The organism is Caulobacter sp. S45 (assembly GCF_009765965.1).
In the GTDB taxonomy this organism is placed as follows: domain Bacteria; phylum Pseudomonadota; class Alphaproteobacteria; order Caulobacterales; family Caulobacteraceae; genus CAHJWH01.
Genome location: NZ_LMUL01000014.1, coordinates 2588075 through 2607301 on the forward strand (window position 1 = coordinate 2588075; position 19227 = coordinate 2607301).

The 19227-nt window shown below is 62.2% G+C and carries 7 protein-coding genes, 3 tRNA genes and 3 rRNA genes; 11 read left to right on the forward strand and 2 right to left on the reverse strand.

Translation table 11 applies throughout. The features are described from left to right. The 8 genes from GSQ87_RS22570 to GSQ87_RS19100 form a co-directional block, all read left to right on the forward strand. A partial coding sequence (locus tag GSQ87_RS22570; protein WP_216839397.1) for an efflux RND transporter permease subunit occupies positions 1-2156 on the forward strand: 2156 nt, incomplete at its 5' end. Positions 2157-2191: 35 nt separating this feature from the next. Beyond that, positions 2192-3643, forward strand: coding sequence for an MFS transporter (locus tag GSQ87_RS19070; protein ID WP_216839399.1), 1452 nt, complete (start codon positions 2192-2194; stop codon positions 3641-3643). A 500-nt stretch (positions 3644-4143) separates the two neighbouring features. Then, positions 4144-5625, forward strand: a 16S ribosomal RNA gene (locus tag GSQ87_RS19075). Positions 5626-5834: 209 nt separating this feature from the next. After that, positions 5835-5911 (forward strand) — tRNA-Ile (locus tag GSQ87_RS19080). Between the two features lie 89 nt (positions 5912-6000). Continuing rightward, positions 6001-6076 (forward strand) — tRNA-Ala (locus GSQ87_RS19085). Between the two features lie 242 nt (positions 6077-6318). Further along, positions 6319-9100, forward strand: a 23S ribosomal RNA gene (locus tag GSQ87_RS19090). Between the two features lie 89 nt (positions 9101-9189). Then, positions 9190-9304 (forward strand): 5S ribosomal RNA (gene rrf, locus GSQ87_RS19095). The 16S, 23S and 5S rRNA genes sit together here with 3 tRNA genes alongside, the layout of an rRNA operon. Before the next feature lie 75 nt (positions 9305-9379). Further along, positions 9380-9456: transfer RNA gene (locus GSQ87_RS19100), tRNA-Met, on the forward strand. Positions 9457-9537: 81 nt separating this feature from the next. Here the strand turns inward: GSQ87_RS19100 and GSQ87_RS19105 are convergent. Beyond that, positions 9538-9864: a DUF2171 domain-containing protein gene (locus GSQ87_RS19105; protein ID WP_158917179.1), complete on the reverse strand. Its 327-nt coding sequence runs from the start codon at positions 9862-9864 to the stop codon at positions 9538-9540. 193 nt (positions 9865-10057) lie between these two features. Between GSQ87_RS19105 and dcp the strand changes: the two genes are divergently transcribed. Continuing rightward, a complete protein-coding gene (gene dcp / locus GSQ87_RS19110) occupies positions 10058-12190 on the forward strand; it encodes a peptidyl-dipeptidase Dcp (RefSeq protein WP_158917181.1) in 2133 nt (710 codons plus the stop codon). Between the two features lie 24 nt (positions 12191-12214). Here dcp and GSQ87_RS19115 read toward each other — a convergent pair whose 3' ends face one another. After that, complete coding sequence (locus GSQ87_RS19115) at positions 12215-14266, reverse strand: ATP-binding protein (RefSeq protein WP_158917183.1); 2052 nt, start codon at positions 14264-14266, stop codon at positions 12215-12217. Positions 14267-14671: 405 nt separating this feature from the next. Between GSQ87_RS19115 and GSQ87_RS19120 the strand changes: the two genes are divergently transcribed. Both GSQ87_RS19120 and GSQ87_RS19125 read left to right on the forward strand, forming a co-directional pair. Next, positions 14672-16657, forward strand: a complete 1986-nt coding sequence (locus tag GSQ87_RS19120; RefSeq protein ID WP_158917185.1) for a tetratricopeptide repeat-containing sulfotransferase family protein — start codon at positions 14672-14674, stop codon at positions 16655-16657. A gap of 49 nt (positions 16658-16706) precedes the next feature. Then, on the forward strand, positions 16707-19136 hold the full coding sequence (locus tag GSQ87_RS19125; RefSeq protein ID WP_158917187.1) for a TonB-dependent receptor: 2430 nt from the start codon (positions 16707-16709) through the stop codon (positions 19134-19136). Positions 19137-19227: the final 91 nt, after the last annotated feature.

The window sequence follows — 19227 nt, forward strand, 5'->3', positions numbered from 1 at the left end:
TCCGCGAGTTCGCGGTGACCCTGGCGGTGGCCATCGGCATCTCCCTGCTGGTCTCGCTGACCACGATTCCGATGATGGCCGCGCGCCTGATCGACGAGCATCCTGGCGAGGACAAGCACGCGCTGCGGCGCTCCCTATGGCGCAAGACCTGGGGCGCGGTGGGCGACGGTTTCGAATGGGGGTTCAATCGGGTCCACGGAGCCTACGCGGTCTCCCTGGCCTGGGCGCTGGACCACAGCTTGGTCGTGGTGCTGTCGCTGATCGCCACCATCGTGCTGAACTTCTACCTCTACGGCGTCGTGCCCAAGGGCCTGTTCCCGCAGCAGGATACGGGCGCCCTGACCGGCGGCATCCAGGTCGATCAGGCCTCGTCGTTCTCCCTGACGGCGGCCAAGGTGCGCCACCTGGAGCAGATCGTGATGAGCGATCCCGGCGTGCAGACGGTGACCAGCTTTGTCCAAGCTTCCGGCGGCGGCATGTGGGTGACGCTCAAGCCGCGTAAACAGCGTCCCGGGGTCAGCGCCGACGATGTGATCCATCGTCTGAGTCCGCGCACGATGGGGGTGTCGGGCGCTCAACTGTTCCTGCAGTCCAACCAGGATATCCCGACCGGGGGCAGGGGTGGGAACGCCCAGTACCAGTACACCCTGCAGAGCGACAGCAGCGAGCTGCTGAAGACCTGGTCCGACAAGCTGATGCGGGCGCTGCAGACCTATCCCGACCTGACCGAGGTCAACACCGACCAACAGTACCACGCGCTGGAAAGCTACATCACCATCGACCGCGACACCGCCTCCAGGCTGGGCGTCACCTCGGCGCAGATCGACACCACCCTGAACGACGCCTTCGGCCAGGCGCCGGCCTCCATCATCTACAAACCGCTGAACCAATACCGCGTGGTCATGGAGGTGGCGCAGCGCTACCAGCAGGACCCCGAGGCGTTGAAGGACATCTACGTCACACCACCTCCCAGCGGTGCGGCTGCTTCGACATCCACGTCCCCGGCGACAAGCGCGAGCGGCGGCGGTGGCGCCGCTGTTCAGGCGAGCTCTTCGATCTCCCAACCCACCCCGATCGTGGGCGCGGTTTCGGGCGTTTCCAGCAGTCCGGGCGGCGGCCAGGCGTCCAGCTCCGTGGATGTCGCGACCGTATCCGGCTCGGGAGCGACCAGCGTCTCCGCCAGCGTGGCCGGCTCCCCGCTCACCTTCAGTCCCACAGCCCCGTCCAGCACCAGCGCGAGCGCTTCATCGTCTCCCACCTCGACGGGAACCGCGGTCTCGACCACGCTTGCAGGCGCAGGCATCCCGCGCACCTCGACCGGCGGCGCGGTGACCACTGCGACGGGCGTCGCGATCTCGACCGCGGCGGAGACGATGACGCCGCTTTCCGCCATCGCCCATTGGGCGCTCGGCAACACGCCCTTGGCGGTCAACCACCAGGGCGGTGCGGCCGCCGCCACCCTCTCGTTCAACCTGGCGCCGGGGCGCTCCCTCAGCGACGCCCAGCGCGACATGCAGGAGGCGATCGAAAAGATCGGCATGCCCAACACCGTGGTCAGCGGTTTCCAGGGGACCGGCAAGATATTCCAGCAGTCGCTGTCCAGCGAACCGATCCTGATCCTGGCGGCGCTGCTGTCGGTCTACATCGTGCTGGGCGTGCTCTATGAAAGCTTCGTCCATCCCTTGACGGTGCTGTCCACCCTGCCGTCGGCGGGGGTCGGCGCGGTCCTGGCGCTGTTGATCTGCCATATCGACTTCTCGATCATCGCCATGATCGGCATCATCCTGCTGATCGGCATCGTCAAGAAGAACGCGATCATGATCATCGACTTCGCCCTGGTGGCGGAGCGGGAGCAGGGGTTGTCGTCGCGCGACGCGATCTATCAGGCCTGCATGCTGCGCTTCCGCCCGATCCTGATGACCACCTGCGCCGCCATCATGGGCGCGGCGCCCCTGGCCATGGGCCTGGGCGAAGGCGGGGAAATTCGCAGACCCCTGGGCGTGACCATCATCGGGGGCCTGATCGCCAGCCAGCTCCTGACCCTGCTCACTACGCCGGTGGTCTATCTCTACCTCGACCGGCTGCGTCAGCCTGGGCGGCGGCGCATTCCGCGCGGGCTGGGCGGCGCGGCGGTGCGGCCGATGCCTGCGGAATAGGCCTCGTCGCGCATCAAGGGGGACAGCACTTAAAAGTGGAATCATGGCGCTCTAGGCTGTGCGACCTGCGCTTTAGAAGGAGCATCGCCCTGACGCCCTATCCCGACGGTCTGCCGACGCCCCGGCGCTATTGGGCCATGACCGTGATCGGGCTCGCGCTCGGCATGTCCGTGCTGGACTCCGCCATCGCCAACGTCGCCCTTCCCACCATCACCCACGCGCTGCACACCACGCCGGCCGAGGCGATCTGGATCGTCAACGCCTACCAGCTGGCCATCGTCGTCACCCTGCTGCCGCTGGCGTCGCTGGGCGAGATCGTAGGGTATCGGCGCATCTACCAGGGCGGGCTTTGCCTGTTCACCCTGGCCTCGCTCGGCTGTGCGATGTCGCACACCCTGCCGGAACTGATCCTGGCGCGGGTGGTGCAGGGGCTGGGCGCCGCCGGGATCATGAGCGTCAACGGCGCCTTGGTGCGCTTCACCTATCCTCACCGGCTGCTGGGGCGAGGCGTGGGATTGAATGCGCTGATCGTGGCGGTGGCGTCCGCCATCGGGCCCACGGTCACCTCCGCCATCCTCGCCGTGGGCACCTGGGAGGGCCTGTTCGCCGTCAACGTCCCGATCGGGATCGTCGCCGCCTTGATCGCCAACCGCGCCCTGCCGGAGACCCCTCGCGTCGACAAGGCGTTCGACTGGGTCAGCACCGCGTTCAATGCGGCGGCTATGTTCCTGATCGTCATCGGCGTGGACGAGTTCAGTCGGGGACGCAGCCCACTGCTGGCGGCGGCCGAGCTGGGCGTGGGCCTCGCGGCGGGCGCCTTCCTGATCCGCCGGGAGCTGAAGTTCGCCCGGCCGCTGGTCCCCATCGACCTGATGCGCATCCCCATCTTCGCCTTGTCGGTGGCGACCTCCATCGCCTCCTTCTCCGCCCAGATGCTGGCCTATCTGTCGCTGCCCTTCCTGCTCGAGGGGTTTCTCCATCGCAGCGCGGTCCAGACCGGACTGCTCATGACCCCCTGGCCGATCGGGGTGGGGATCGCAGCTCCGATCGCCGGCAGGCTGGCGGACCGCTGGCCAGCGGCGATCATAGGCGGGGCCGGCATGACGCTGATGGCTGTGGGCTTGGCCCTGCTGGCCATGACGCCCGCGACCGCCAGCGATCTCGACCTGGCCTGGAAGATGGCGGTGTGCGGCGCCGGCTTCGGCCTGTTCCAGGCTCCCAACAACCGGACCCTGCTCACGGCCGCGCCGCGGGAGCGGGCAGGGGCGGCGGGAGGGATGCTGGCGATCTCGCGCCTGATCGGCCAGACCACGGGCGCCTTGGGCGTGGCCTTCCTGTTCCGGGTGGCCACGATCCATGCAAGCCATATCGCGCTCGTCTGCGCCGCCGTGGTGGCCGCCGTAGGCGTCGTATTCAGCTTGACGCGCCTAGGCGCTCCGCCGGCTACAGCCCTTGCGCATGCACCGGCGGAAGCTCCGGAGTTCTAAGCCTTTCCAGGCGGCGAGAGGGTTGAGTCACATAATCCGGGCCGGTCGCAAAAAAAAGTGTTGATCTAATGCGGCTCCCGCCCTATCTACCCGCTCCCGGCGTCGGGGGGCCAAGGCCTCCGCCGCCAGAGACCACGCCTTCGGGACGGATTACATCCACCCAACGGAGCGGCCTCGATCGGGTTCCCCTAATAGGGCGCTCGTTCATACGGATCGAAACGCTTTCATGCTCCGGGCCATAGGCTTTGGGGTAGGGAAGTCATTTCGGTCTCGGGTCTTTGACATTGTTGAATGGAAAGAGAAACGCAGGCGGCGGCGTTCTGGCGATAAGCTTCGAGCTTATCAAAAATGGACGCTGACGAATGTGGTCTCTTGATACCATGCACCGTGGATGGCTGGGCTTAGGCTTGGTTGTTCGTGGGAATTGGGAACTCGTCAAGAAATACGCATAACTACGCCAAACGGTCTTCGGACTGTGATGCTTAGGTTAGCGGTCAACTCAACCTGAGAGTTTGATCCTGGCTCAGAGCGAACGCTGGCGGCAGGCTTAACACATGCAAGTCGAACGGACCCTTCGGGGTTAGTGGCGGACGGGTGAGTAACACGTGGGAACGTGCCTTTAGGTTCGGAACAACACAGGGAAACTTGTGCTAATACCGGATGTGCCCTTCGGGGGAAAGATTTATCGCCTTTAGAGCGGCCCGCGTCTGATTAGCTAGTTGGTGAGGTAAAGGCTCACCAAGGCTACGATCAGTAGCTGGTCTGAGAGGATGGCCAGCCACATTGGGACTGAGACACGGCCCAAACTCCTACGGGAGGCAGCAGTGGGGAATCTTGCGCAATGGGCGAAAGCCTGACGCAGCCATGCCGCGTGGATGATGAAGGTCTTAGGATTGTAAAATCCTTTCAGCGGGGACGATAATGACGGTACCCGCAGAAGAAGCCCCGGCTAACTTCGTGCCAGCAGCCGCGGTAATACGAAGGGGGCTAGCGTTGCTCGGAATTACTGGGCGTAAAGGGCGCGTAGGCGGACAGTTAAGTTGGGGGTGAAAGCCCGGGGCTCAACCTCGGAATTGCCTTCAATACTGGCTGTCTTGAGTATGGGAGAGGTGAGTGGAACTCCGAGTGTAGAGGTGAAATTCGTAGATATTCGGAAGAACACCAGTGGCGAAGGCGACTCACTGGCCCATTACTGACGCTGAGGCGCGAAAGCGTGGGGAGCAAACAGGATTAGATACCCTGGTAGTCCACGCCGTAAACGATGAGTGCTAGTTGTCGGGCGGCATGCCGTTCGGTGACGCAGCTAACGCATTAAGCACTCCGCCTGGGGAGTACGGTCGCAAGATTAAAACTCAAAGGAATTGACGGGGGCCCGCACAAGCGGTGGAGCATGTGGTTTAATTCGAAGCAACGCGCAGAACCTTACCACCTTTTGACATGCCTGGACCGCTGCAGAGATGCAGCTTTCCCTTCGGGGACTAGGACACAGGTGCTGCATGGCTGTCGTCAGCTCGTGTCGTGAGATGTTGGGTTAAGTCCCGCAACGAGCGCAACCCTCGCCTTTAGTTGCCATCATTTAGTTGGGCACTCTAAAGGGACCGCCGGTGGTAAGCCGGAGGAAGGTGGGGATGACGTCAAGTCCTCATGGCCCTTACGGGGTGGGCTACACACGTGCTACAATGGCGACTACAGAGGGCTGCAACCCAGCGATGGTGAGCCAATCCTTAAAAGTCGTCTCAGTTCGGATTGCACTCTGCAACTCGAGTGCATGAAGTCGGAATCGCTAGTAATCGCGGATCAGCATGCCGCGGTGAATACGTTCCCGGGCCTTGTACACACCGCCCGTCACACCATGGGAGTTGGCTTTACCCGAAGACTGTGTGCTAACCGCAAGGAGGCAGCAGGCCACGGTAGGGTCAGCGACTGGGGTGAAGTCGTAACAAGGTAGCCGTAGGGGAACCTGCGGCTGGATCACCTCCTTTCTAAGGATGAACCTCTATGGTCTCACGGCCTACTGGTTCGTCACAGACACCTAAACAGGTGCGGGACGCCGCCGTCTCCGTTTCTCTTTCCGCACATTCCCAGCCGCCCTGGACAACCGTTCGGGCTGTGAGGTTGGGAATGCGATCGCGCGCCTTTGCGGGCTTGAGGAGTCGTATGGCTCCAGCTGCAAGAGGCGGAGCGCTATCCCGGGCCTGTAGCTCAGTTGGTTAGAGCACACGCCTGATAAGCGTGAGGTCGGCAGTTCGAGTCTGCCTGGGCCCACCACACACTGTGTGTCACCCGGGCGGCCGGCCTGCCGGGCCAAGCGACGGATTTGAACGACAAGCTCACGAGCTTGGGCGGTGGCGCTGAAGGGGGCCATAGCTCAGTTGGTAGAGCGCGTGCTTTGCAAGCATGAGGTCGTCGGTTCGAACCCGTCTGGCTCCACCACGTCCATCCGATGGGATATCGAGCGCTGAAAGCGCGATCGCAAGCGAAACAAGTTTCTTACGCCGCCTTTGGGCGACGCAAGATGACATCGTGAATGAAGGGTTTGTCCGGCTTCTCCAGAGCTTTAAGGACCGATCTAATGAAGACATCGTCTGACAGAATATACAGTCCAGGCGCTGCGAAGACGGCTATCCCGGTTTACCGGGGCGGCTTCTTCCCCGCGCATGGGTTTTGCTGAGAACGATCAAGCAAATAAGGGCTTCCGACGGATGCCTTGGCATTGAGAGGCTATGAAGGACGTGGCACGCTGCGATAAGTTGCGGGGAGGCGCGAGCACCCTTTGATCCGCAAATTTCCGAATGGGGAAACCCACCTTTACGGCCTGCCAACTTGTTACTTGCTTAGGCGAGTGACCCGATTGGTAGGTTGTTAAAAGGTATGTTGGGCTGAATACATAGGCTCCAACAAGCAAACCCGGGGAACTGAAACATCTCAGTACCCGGAGGAAAGGACATCAACCGAGACTCCCTCAGTAGTGGCGAGCGAACAGGGACCAGGCCAGTGCTCATCTGAAATAAAGTCGAACGGCTTGGAAAGGCCGGCCATAGTGGGTGATAGCCCCGTAGACGTTAAATAGGATGAGACTCGAGTAGGGCGGGACACGTGAAATCCTGTCTGAACATGGGGGGACCACCCTCCAAGCCTAAGTACTCCTCAATGACCGATAGTGAACAAGTACCGTGAGGGAAAGGTGAAAAGCACCCCGACAAGGGGAGTGAAATAGTACCTGAAATCGGAAGCCTACAAGCAGTCGGAGCACCCAAGCGGTGTGACGGCGTACCTTTTGTATAATGGGTCAGCGACTTCATGTGTCATGCAAGCTTAAGCCGTTAGGTGTAGGCGCAGCGAAAGCGAGTCTGAATAGGGCGACTGAGTACGACGCATGACGACCCGAAACCAGGTGATCTAGCCATGAGCAGGTTGAAGGTAAGGTAACACTTACTGGAGGACCGAACCCGTAACTGTTGAAAAAGTTTGGGATGACTTGTGGCTAGGGGTGAAAGGCCAATCAAACCTGGAGATAGCTGGTTCTCCGCGAAATCTATTTAGGTAGAGCGTCGGATGTATTCTTCGGGGGGTAGAGCACTGGATGGATGCGGGCGACGCGAGTTGTACCAATTCTAACCAAACTCCGAATACCCGAAAGAACTATCCGGCAGACACACAGCGGGTGCTAACGTCCGTTGTGAAAAGGGAAACAACCCTAACCATCAGCTAAGGTCCCCAAGTCACGGCTAAGTGGGAAACGATGTGGGATTGCATTGACAACCAGGATGTTGGCTTAGAAGCAGCCATCATTTAAAGAAAGCGTAACAGCTCACTGGTCAAGCGATCCTGCGCGGAAAATGTAACGGGGCTCAAGCCGTGCACCGAAGCTATGGACTCGAAAGAGTGGTAGCGGAGCGTTCCCTAAGCCTGTGAAGCCAAGCCGCGAGGGTTGGTGGAGGTATGGGAAGTGAGAATGCTGACATGAGTAGCGACAAAGAGGGTGAGAGACCCTCTCGCCGAAAGTCCAAGGGTTCCTGCGTAAAGCTAATCTGCGCAGGGTTAGCCGGCCCCTAAGGCAAGGCCGAAAGGCGTAGTCGATGGGAACCAGGTCAATATTCCTGGGCCAGTTGGAAGTGACGGATGCCGTATGTTGTCCAACCTTATTGGATTGGGCGGGCAGCGAAGGCGTCCCTGGAAATAACTCCAACGGAGACCGTACCCTAAACCGACACAGGTGGACTGGTAGAGTATACCAAGGCGCTTGAGAGAACTATGCTGAAGGAACTCGGCAAATTGCACGCGTAACTTCGGGATAAGCGTGACTCTGCTATGCGCAAGCATTGTAGAGTGGCACAGGCCAGGGGGTAGCGACTGTTTATCAAAAACACAGGGCTCTGCGAAGCCGTAAGGCGACGTATAGGGTCTGACGCCTGCCCGGTGCCGGAAGGTTAAAAGGAGGGGTGCAAGCTCCGAATTGAAGCCCCGGTAAACGGCGGCCGTAACTATAACGGTCCTAAGGTAGCGAAATTCCTTGTCGGGTAAGTTCCGACCTGCACGAATGGCGTAACGACTTCCCCACTGTCTCCAGCATAGGCTCAGCGAAATTGAATTCCCCGTGAAGATGCGGGGTTCCCGCGGTCAGACGGAAAGACCCTATGAACCTTTACTGCAGCTTCGCCTTGGCGTTAGCGACGACATGTGTAGGATAGGTGGGAGGCTATGAAACCGGGGCGCCAGTTCCGGTGGAGCCAACCTTGAAATACCACCCTTGTTGTCGCTGACGTCTAACCGCGGCCCGTTATCCGGGTCCGGGACATGACGTGGCGGGCAGTTTGACTGGGGCGGTCGCCTCCCAAAGTGTAACGGAGGCGCGCGATGGTAGGCTCAGAGCGGTCGGAAATCGCTCGACGAGTGCAATGGCATAAGCCTGCCTGACTGCGAGACTGACAAGTCGAGCAGAGACGAAAGTCGGCCATAGTGATCCGGTGGTCCTGCGTGGAAGGGCCATCGCTCAACGGATAAAAGGTACTCTAGGGATAACAGGCTGATTTTGCCCAAGAGTCCATATCGACGGCAAAGTTTGGCACCTCGATGTCGGCTCATCACATCCTGGGGCTGGAGCAGGTCCCAAGGGTTCGGCTGTTCGCCGATTAAAGTGGTACGTGAGCTGGGTTCAGAACGTCGTGAGACAGTTTGGTCCCTATCTGCCGTGGGTGTACGAAGCTTGAGAGGATCTGTCCCTAGTACGAGAGGACCGGGATGGACATACCTCTGGTGGACCTGTCGTGGCGCCAGCCGCGCAGCAGGGTAGCTAAGTATGGAAGGGATAACCGCTGAAAGCATCTAAGCGGGAAACCCACCTCGAAACAAGGCTTCGCTGAGAGCCGTGGTAGACCACCACGTTGATAGGCCAGGTGTGGAAGTGGGGCGACCCATGAAGCTTACTGGTACTAATAGCTCGATCGGCTTGATCGTTATCTCAACTAAGCCCATGCGCGGCGACGAAGCCGCCGCATTGGACCCGTATATTCCAAAATCGATGTCTTCATCATCCAACTTGCCGACCTGGTGGCTATACCGGGGGGTCCCCACCCGATCCCATTCCGAACTCGGTCGTTAAGTCCCCCAGGGCCAATGGTACTTCGTCTTAAGGCGCGGGAGAGTAGGTCGCCGCCAGGTCCGCAAGTTGGATGTTCCGCTAACCACCATAGCTGAGATCAAAACCCTTCATACACAATGCCACGAAGAGCTTGTCGCGGGGTGGAGCAGTCCGGTAGCTCGTCAGGCTCATAACCTGAAGGTCACAGGTTCAAATCCTGTCCCCGCACCCAAGCTCCAATCACCCCAATACGCCAAAAGCCCCCAGCTCACACTGGGGGCTTTCGGCGTTTAAACGCAGCGCTCTGATCCGTTTATGTGATGTGCTTTGCTGAGACGGGGTCGCTGGCCGGAAAGGTCTCTTCGAGCTCGTGGTCCAGGCGGTCGCTGGCGGCTGCGGCGGCCTCTTCAGCGTCTCCGTCCTCCAAGGTGACGGCTACGTCGGCATTGGCCGAGAGGCGGACCTTCCCGCCTTCGATGTCCGCGACCAGGCCGCCATCGATGAAATGATGACGGTTGTCGCTGGAATCCTTCTTGGTCAGCTTCAGGCGACCGTTATCGACATGATCCACAGTACCGACGTGGACGCCGTCCGCACCGATGATCTCCATGTGGGGGTGAATTCGAGCGAGGTCGGTCATCGTGATCTCCTATTGTCGGATAGGGAACGCTTGGGTGGCGCCTTGGTCGCATCGCTGCCCTTGGCGGTAGCGGGCGACGATCCGACGCCCACATGCTCGGGGCCTTGTCCATGACGGTTCGGCGTGCTTAAGCGCCAAGGACTGGAGCTGTCCGCATCGGACGGATGGCCGTGATCCTGGGAAACGCCTCTCGATGAAATCGGTTCGTGCGCTTCGTCTGACCGCCGCCATCTCGACCCTGGCGATCTGTTCCGCCTTCGCTGTCCGGGCCGGTGCGGCCGAAGACCCGTTCTCATCACCGAGCACCCTGCCGTTCGAGGCGCCCCGGTTCGACCAGATCAAGGATGAGGACTTCCAGCCGGCGTTGGAGGGGGGCATGGCCCGCCAGATGGCCGAGGTCGAAAAGATCGCCGACAACCCCGCGCCGCCCACCTTCGAGAACACCATCGTGGCGATGGAGAAGTCCGGCCAGATGCTGAACCGGGTGCGCAGCGTCTTCGGCGCCCTGACCCAGGCCAACACCAATCCGGCGCTGCAGAAGGTCCAGACCGTCGAGGGGCCCCGGCAGGCCGCCCACCACGACGCCATCTACCTGAATCCAAAACTGTTCGCCCGGGTGCAAGCCATCTATGACCGACGCGAGCATCTGAAACTCGATCCCGAGGGCAGGCAGCTCATCGAGATCTACTACAAGGATTTCGTGCACGCGGGCGCCAAGCTGTCCGACGCGGATAAGGTCCGGCTGCGTGAGCTGAACAAGGCGCTCTCAACTCTTCAGACCGAGTTCGGGCATAGGCTGTTGGCGGGAACCAAGGCCGGCGCGCTGGTGGTGGACGACAAGTCCAAGCTCGCGGGTCTCAGCGAGGGCGAGATCGCGGCCGCGGCCCAGGCCGCAGCCGGGCGCGGCCTGAAGGACCGGTGGGTGGTCCCGCTGCAGAACACCACGCAGCAGCCTTCGTTGCAGGACCTGGAAGACCGCACCGTGCGCGAGGCGCTGTTCCAGGCGTCTTGGACCCGCACCGAAAAGGGCGACGCCAACGACACCCGCACCACCATCGCCGCGATCGCCAAGCTCCGCGCGGAGAAGGCCAAGCTGCTCGGCTATCCGAACTTCGCCGCCTATACGCTGGAAGACCAGATGGCCAAGACGCCGGAGGCGGTGGAGCGGTTCATGGCCCAGCTCACGCCTGCGACGGACGCCCGTATCCGTGCCGACGCCGAGACCATCCAGGCGATGATCGCCAAGGACGGACAGTCCTTCCAGCTCAAGCCGTGGGATTGGGAACGCTACGCCGAGCAGGTCCGCAAGGCGCGCTACGATCTCGACGAGAACCAGATCAAACCCTACTTCGAACTCGACAACGTGTTGAAGAACGGGGTGTTCTATGCGGCCAACCAGCTGTACGGCCTGACGTTCAAGGAGCGCAAGGATATCCCGGTCTATCAACCGGACGTGCGCGTCTTCCAGGTGTTCGACAAGGACGGCTCGGCGTTGGGCCTGATGTACTTCGATTACTTCAAACGCGACAACAAGTCGGGCGGCGCCTGGATGAGCAATTTCGTCGGCCAGTCCAGGCTGCTCGGCCAGAAGCCGGTCATCTACAACGTGGCGAACTTCCCCAAGCCCGCGCCGGGCCAGCCGGCGCTGCTGACCTTCGAAGACGTCACCACCATGTTTCATGAATTCGGCCATGCCCTGCACGGCTTCTTCGCCGACGAGACCTATCCGGCGTTGTCGGGCACCCACGTGGCCCGCGATTTCGTCGAGTTCCCCTCACAGTTCAACGAGAACTGGGCCTTATATCCCAAGGTGCTTCAACACTACGCCATTCATTACAAGACGGGCGAGCCGATGCCGCAGGCCTTGGTCGACAAGATCAAGACGGCTTCCGGCTTCGATCAGGGCTATCACCTGGGCGAGTTGATCGCCGCCGCCGAGCTGGACATCCAGTGGCATAGCCTGCCGGCGTCCGAGCCGGCGCAGGACGCGGACGCCTTCGAGACGATGGCGTTGAAGACGACCCACACCGATTTCCCGAACGTGCCGACCCGCTATCGCTCCAGCTACTTCCAGCACATCTGGGGCAACGGCTATGCGGCGGGCTACTATGCCTATCTCTGGACCGAGATGCTGGATGACGACGTCTACCACTGGTTCACCGAGCATGGCGGCCTGACCCGCGCCAATGGCCAGCGTCTGCGCGACATGATCCTGTCGCGCGGCCATACCCGCGACTATGGCGAGATGTTCCGGGCCTTCTACGGCAAGGACCCCGAGATCGGACCCATGCTGGTCCATCGCGGGCTGGCGACACCGGGGTCCTGAGCGGGCGCGAGCTCGCCTAAGCCGTCAGGCCGCCTGTTCCAGTGCGGCTTGACGCAGGGTGTCGCTGATCGCGGCGTATAGCCGTTTCAGCTCGATCGGCTTGCTGACGTGGCTGTCCATGCCCGCCGCGCGGTAGGCGTCGATCTGGTGGGTCATGGCGTCGGCAGTGAGGGCGATTATGGGCGTGCGGGTGCGGCCGGTCTCATTTTCCAGGGCGCGAATCTGGCGCGCGGCGGCGACACCGTCCATGATCGGCATCTGCACGTCCATCAGCACGATGTCGAAATCCTGCGCGGTCCAGGCCTCGACCGCTTCCCTGCCATTGGTGGCGAAGGCGATCTGCACGCCGAGGGGGTCGAGCAGGGCCTGGAGCACCAGGCGGTTGGTCGGATTGTCTTCCGCCGCCAGGATGCGGATGGACGTGGCCTTGAGCTCCCAGCCTGGATTTTCGGCGGCGGCGGCGGTTGCGAGGTGATGAACGCGTTCCAGGGGCAGCAGGAGGGTGAAGGTCGATCCGATCCCGACCGTGCTGGAGACGCTGATGGAGCCGCCCATCAACGCCGCCAACTCCCTGCAGATGGCCAGCCCCAGCCCCGTGCCACCGGTCCTGCGAGTGGCGGAGGCGTCGAGCTGTGAGAACTTCGAGAACAACAGGCCGATCTTGTCCGGTGCTATGCCGATGCCCTGGTCGACGACCTGGAACCGGACCGCGCCCTCGACTAGGTCCAGCGCCAGCCGCACCTCGCCGCCGTCGGTGAACTTGATGGCGTTGGAAACCAGGTTGAGCAGAATCTGCCGTAGCCGCGCGCCATCTCCCCGCCAGCCGCCGACGACGTCGTGCGCTATCTCCACCTCCAGGCCCACGCCCTTGCTCGCCGCTACATCGCAGTAGGCGTGACGAACGCCCTCGAGCACTTCCTCCATCTGGAAGTCGCCAGCGTGGAGTTCGAATTTGCCGGCCTCGATCTTGGACAGGTCGAGGATGTCGTTGAGGATTTCGAGCAGGGCGTGGCCCGAACGCGTGATCACGTGCACGCGTTCGCGTTGCTCGTCGTTCAACTCCCCCCTCTGCATCACCTGGGCCATGCCGAGCACGCCGTTGAGAGGGGTGCGGATCTCATGGCTCATATTAGCCAGGAATTGGGATTTGGCGGCGTTGGCGGCTTCGGCGGCGTCATGGGCCTTGATCAGTTCGGCCAGGGTGGACTGTAGGGCCTGGTCCTTGGCCACGCTGTGCAGGAACAGGCCTCGTATCCTTATGCCCAGCGCGGCGACGGCGATGGCGAGCAGCGCCAAGCCCAACAGGACATAGCCGCTGATTTTCTTCAGCACGTCCATGCCGGGTTTCAGCGGCTCCCACCCGATGTAGAGCAGAGGGCGGCCTTTCACGTCGGGAACGGCGGCGAAGCTCGTGTTCGGGGCAGGGCGCGCAAAGGACAGGCGCGCACCCCCGATACCCAAATCCTGATGGAGAGATGCGAGCAGTCTCCCGTCCACCTTCAGCCCGGTGACAATGACGGTGGATGGACGCGTTCCGTGTGCGACGCCGTCGGTGGGCGCGACCGTGGCTATGCCCAGCAGGTAGACCTCGCCCCCGGAGCGGACGGCCGAGCCGAAGAACACCGTATTGCCCGTGGCCTGCGGACCTGGCGGCGCCGCGCCCGTGCGCCTGCGAAACTCCAGCGACTGGGCTTGGCGTACGAAAGGCGACACGCGGCGCGAGAGGTCGGCGAATTTCGCCAGGTCGGCGCGGCGCCCCTCCTGGCCGGCGTAGCCCAGCCGGGCGTCAGGGGTGAAGATCAGCGTGAGATCGTGCCTAAAGGTCGTGTGGTAGTAGGTGGTGATACTGCGATCCGCCCAGGCCGGATCGATCGCGCCGCCGATGTTGCGATAGGCCTCGTCCCAGGACGCCGCGGTCGTGGTGGCCTCCACGACCTGTTCCAGGGTCCTGGAGATGGTGCGCGAGGCGAGTATGCGCTCACGAACAGCCTCCTGCTGGTTGATGGCCGTCCATACAAAGCCGATCAGGGCGCCGGCGCTCCCGATCATCAAGATCAGGACGGCGAGAAACGACACCAGGATGTTTCGGCGACTGCTGGTGCTGTCCCCCACGACCATGCCACCCCCTAATTATAAGTTATAACCAGGTGGATATTGTAAATCTTCAGTTAACTTCAAATTAATGTCTGGGATGAACTGTTATAATGTCGCGGTTGTGGGGCGGGAATCTTCAACGATGGCTGCGTTTTGGGCAAAAAAGACGCAACTTGCGCTCAGGTCGTCGTCTCCTCAAAGCGCGGGGTCGGGTGTGCCGATAGCTTATGGGTTGAGCGGAATGCTGGGGCGCCGCCACATTTTTCGGCGTTCTGGCCAAGACCATGAGGTGCGCTCCAGATGGCGCGTCGCAAGTTTTGTCATCCACGGCCAAGATTTGAAATGGGCGCTGCGTTGACCCGGACTAAAACGACATTTCCTCCAGCGATGGCGGCTGACTCGATCGAGGCGGCTGTGGCCCATGCGTGGCAGCTCCTTACGCAACGTCCCACGCTTGCTTCGCGTCAGGCGCATGAGATTCTGAAAATCGACGCCCGCAACTTGGACGCGCGGCTGATCCTGGGGATTTCGCTACGGCTCGGCGGCGACCCGGCGGCGGCGCGTGATCTCATGTCGACCCTGGTCCGGGAGCATGGCGATTCGGGCCGGGCATGGCTGGAGTTGGGACTGGCCGAAGCCGATCTTGGCGACGTTGGCGCAGCGCTGACCGCCGGTCGCGAAGCCGTGCGGTTGGAGCCTGACCTGCCGGACGTCTGGAGGTTTCTCGGGGATGTGCTGACCCAAGCCGGCGATCCGACCAGCGCCGATGTGGCCTATCTTCGCTACGTCGAGGCGGCCGTCGGCGACGCGCAGCTCATGCTGGCCGCCGACGCCCTCGCCGGCAACCGGCTCGACACGGCCGAGCCCATTTTGCGCGATCGCCTGCGCGTCCATCCCACCGACGTCGTTGCGATCCGCATGCTCGCCGAGCTTGGCGCCCGCCTGGGGCGATATGACGACGCCGCGGCTCTGCTCACGCGTTGCCTCGAGCTAGCTCCGGGCTTTACCGCGGCGCGCCGAAACTATGCCGGCGTGCTGCATCGCCAAGGCAAGGGCGCCGAGGCGCTGGTGGAGGTCGAGCGGCTGCTGGCGGCGGAACCGAGCGATCCGAGCTATCGGACCTTGCAAGCGGCGGTGCTGACGGGGCTTGGCGAATATGCGGCCAGCATCGAGATCTACGAAGACCTGCTGACGCGGCATGCGGACCAGCCGGTGCTCTGGCTCAACTATGGCCACGCGCTGAAAACGGTCGGGCGGCAAGACGACGGCGTGGAGGCCTACCGTCGTTGCATCGCGCTGGCGCCGGCGAAGGGCGAGGCGTGGTGGAGCCTGGCCAATCTGAAGACCGTCCGCTTCGTTTCCAAACAGGTCGAGGCCATGCAGGCGGCGCTGCATCAGGCGCGCCTGGGCGACGAGGACCGGCTGCACCTGCACTATGCGCTCGGCAAGGCGCTGGAGGACGGGGAGCGGTTCGATGAATCCTTCGATCACTACGCCCAGGGGGCGGCGATCCAGAAGGCGCGGCTCGGCTACGATGCGTTGGAGACCGCCCAGCAGGTCCGCAAGACGGCGGCGATCTTCGGCGCCGAGCTGTTCCAGGCCAAGGCGGCCCTGGGCGATCCGGCATGCGATCCGATCTTCGTGGTCGGGTTGCCGCGCTCGGGTTCGACCTTGATCGAGCAGATCCTGTCCAGTCATCCCGAGGTGGAAGGCACGATGGAGCTGCCGGAGATCGCCGCCATCGCCCGGCGGATCGGGGAGGGCGACGCCGGCTATCCTGCGGGCGTGGCGGATCTGGACGGCAAGGCGCTGGCGGCGTTCGGCGCACGGTTCCTTGAGCGGACCCAGGTGCAGCGGAAACTGGGACGCCAGTTCTTTATCGACAAGATGCCCAACAACTGGCTGCACGTTGGGTTGATCCGGCTGATCCTGCCCAACGCTAAGATCATCGACGCACGCCGCCATCCGCTGGCGACCTGCTTCTCGGCGTTCAAGCAGCATTTCGCGCGCGGGCAGAACTTCTCCTACGACCTGCATGACCTTGGCCACTATTACCGTGGCTACGTTCGGTTGATGGACCATTTCGACCAGGTGCAACCTGGCAAGGTCCATCGGGTTATCTACGAGGACATGGTCGAGGATACCGAGGCCGAGGTCCGTCGTCTATTGGATCACTGCGGGCTGAGCTTCGATCCGGCCTGCCTGCGCTTCTACGATAACGAGCGTGCGGTGCGAACCGCTAGCTCGGAACAGGTCCGCCAGCCGATCTTCCGGGACGGGCTGGAGCAGTGGCGAAACTACAGCGCGCACCTGCGGCCGCTCGAAGCCGCGTTGGGGAACGCGCTCGAGGCATGGCGTGGCGAGTCGAAATGATCTGAACAACAGGGACCACAAAGGTCCATTAGAGGGGATATCGGGGGATATGAATATCAGTAAGGCGATACAGCCGACAAAGGTTTCCAACACGCTGGTGGCGGGTCTGCTCGCATCCACCATGATGACATACGCTGGGCACGCCCTGGCCCAGGCCGCCGAGGCTTCAAGTGCGGCGCCCCAGGTGCAGGAAGTGGTCGTCACCGCCTCGCGGCGCAGCGAGAGCATCCAGAACATTCCGGTCAGCATCCAGGCGCTGGACAACCGCAAGCTCGAACAGCTCAACGTCACCCAGTTCCAGGACTATGTGAAGTACACGCCCAGCGTCTCCTTTCAGACCCAGACCCCCAGCCAGACCAGCATCTACATGCGCGGCGTGGCCAGCGGCGACAACGCCAACCATTCCGGCCCCTTGCCCAGCGTTGGCGTCTATCTGGACGAACAGCCGATCACCACCATCGGCGGCACCATCGACGTCCACCCCTACGACATGGCTCGTATCGAGGTGTTGCCGGGGCCGCAGGGTACACTGTACGGCGCCAGTTCCGAGGCCGGCACCCTGCGCCTGATCACCAACAAGCCGACCAGCGCCGCCTTCAGCGCCGGCTACGACATCCAGGGCAATACCTTCGATCACGGCGGTCCCGGCTATGTGGCCGAGGGTTTCGTCAACGTGCCGATCACCGACAAGATGGCCGTGCGCATCGTCGGCTGGGACGAGCACGACGGCGGCTATATCGACAACGTTGCGGGTTCGCGCACCTTCGCCACCTCCGGCTCGACCTTCACTAACGCTGGCCTGGTCAAGGACAACTTCAACAAGGTCGACACCTACGGCGGTCGCGCGGCGTTGAAGATCGACCTGAACAACAACTGGACCATCACCCCGAGCTTCATCGCCCAGGACCAGCGGATCGACGGCGTGTTCGGCTACGAGCCCGCCGTCGGCGATCTGAAGGTGCAGCGTTTCCAGCCCGACACCGACCACGACCGCTTCTTCCAGGCGGCGCTGACGGTGAACGGCAAGATCGGCAACCTGGACCTGGTCTATTCCGGCGGTTACTTCGCCCGCTCGATCGACTCGCGCACCGACTACACCGACTATTCGGTGTTCTACGACGCCATCAACGGCTCCGGCGCCTTCTGGACCGACAACAATGGCAATGTGCTGCCCAACCCGGCGCAGGAGATCGTCGGACGCGATCGTTTCACCAAGCGCAGCAACGAACTGCGGATCGTCTCGCCCGCCAGCGACCGGCTGCACTTCATCGCCGGCGTGTTCGAGGAACGCCAGACCCACTGGATCGTGCAGGACTACCAGATCGCCGGCTTCGGCGACGCGGCCGCTGCGAATCCGGCGAACAACTTCTCGGTTCCTGGCTATCCAGGCACGATCTGGCTCACCGATCAGGAGCGGATCGACCGCGACGTGGCCGCCTATGTCGACGCCACCTTCGACATCACGCCCAAGCTGAGCCTGACCGCTGGCGTGCGCGGCTACGCCTACAACAACTCGCTGCAGGGCTTCTTCGGCTTCAGCTCGAACTACAGTTCCGGTACGGGCCAGGCGGCCTGCTTCAACGACAGCCACTATCACAACGAGCCGTGCCAGGACCTGGACAAGACCGTCGCGGCGTCGGGCGAGACGCACAAGATCAACCTGACCTACCGCTTCGATCCCCAACATCTGGCCTACTTCACCTATTCGACCGGATACCGGCCGGGCGGGGTGAACCGCAACGGCAACTTCGGTCCATACCAGGCCGACACGCTGACCAACTACGAGGTCGGCTTCAAGACCTCCTGGTTCCAGCGACGACTGACCTTCAACGCCGCCCTGTACGACGAGGACTGGAGCAACTTCCAGTTCTCCTTCCTGGGTCCAAACAGCCTGACCATCATCGAGAACGCGCCCCAGGCCAACATCAAGGGCGTGGAGTTCAATTCCGACTGGCAGGCGACCGAACATCTGAGCTTCTCGACCGGCGGGTCATACAACGACGCCAAGCTGACCAAGAATTTCTGCGGCACCGACCAGAGCACGGGCCAGTTGATCTCCAGTTGCTCCAACGTAGACGCCGAGGCGGTGAAGGGAACGCAGCTGCCCTATACACCGAAGTTCAAGGGCAATATCATCGCTCGTTACACGTTCGATCTGTTCAATTGGAACGCGCATGTTCAGGCGTCGGCGGTCTATCTGACCCAGAACTATGTCGGCCTGCGCACCGCCGACACGGATTCCCTTGGCAAGATGTCGGGCTACGCCACGGCGGACTTCGCCTTCGGGGTGGAGAAGCACGGCCTGACGCTGGAGGCCTTCATCAAGAACGCCTTCGACTCGCGCGGCGAGGAGAACCGCTACACGCCCTGCACGGTCAGCGTCTGCGCCTCGACCTCGGTCCAGGGCGTGGCTCCAGCGGTCTACGTGGTGCCGATCCAGCCGATGCAGATCGGCCTCAAGATGGGGCAGAAGTTCTAGGGGCGAGATCGAAGGGCGGAAGCGCGTGCTTCCGCCCTTCGATTTTCGAGGTGAGCGAAGTTCGAATTATCGGAAAGTAGCTGTGGGGCTG

Bases quoted from the DNA above. Each gene is read 5' to 3' on its own strand.
- GSQ87_RS19125 (WP_158917187.1), top strand. From the start codon at position 16,707: ATGAATATCAGTAAGGCGATACAGCCGACAAAGGTTTCCAACACGCTG.
- GSQ87_RS19105 (WP_158917179.1), bottom strand. From the start codon at position 9,864: ATGACCGACCTCGCTCGAATTCACCCCCACATGGAGATCATCGGTGCG.
- GSQ87_RS19120 (WP_158917185.1), top strand. From the start codon at position 14,672: ATGGCGGCTGACTCGATCGAGGCGGCTGTGGCCCATGCGTGGCAGCTC.
- dcp (WP_158917181.1), top strand. From the start codon at position 10,058: ATGAAATCGGTTCGTGCGCTTCGTCTGACCGCCGCCATCTCGACCCTG.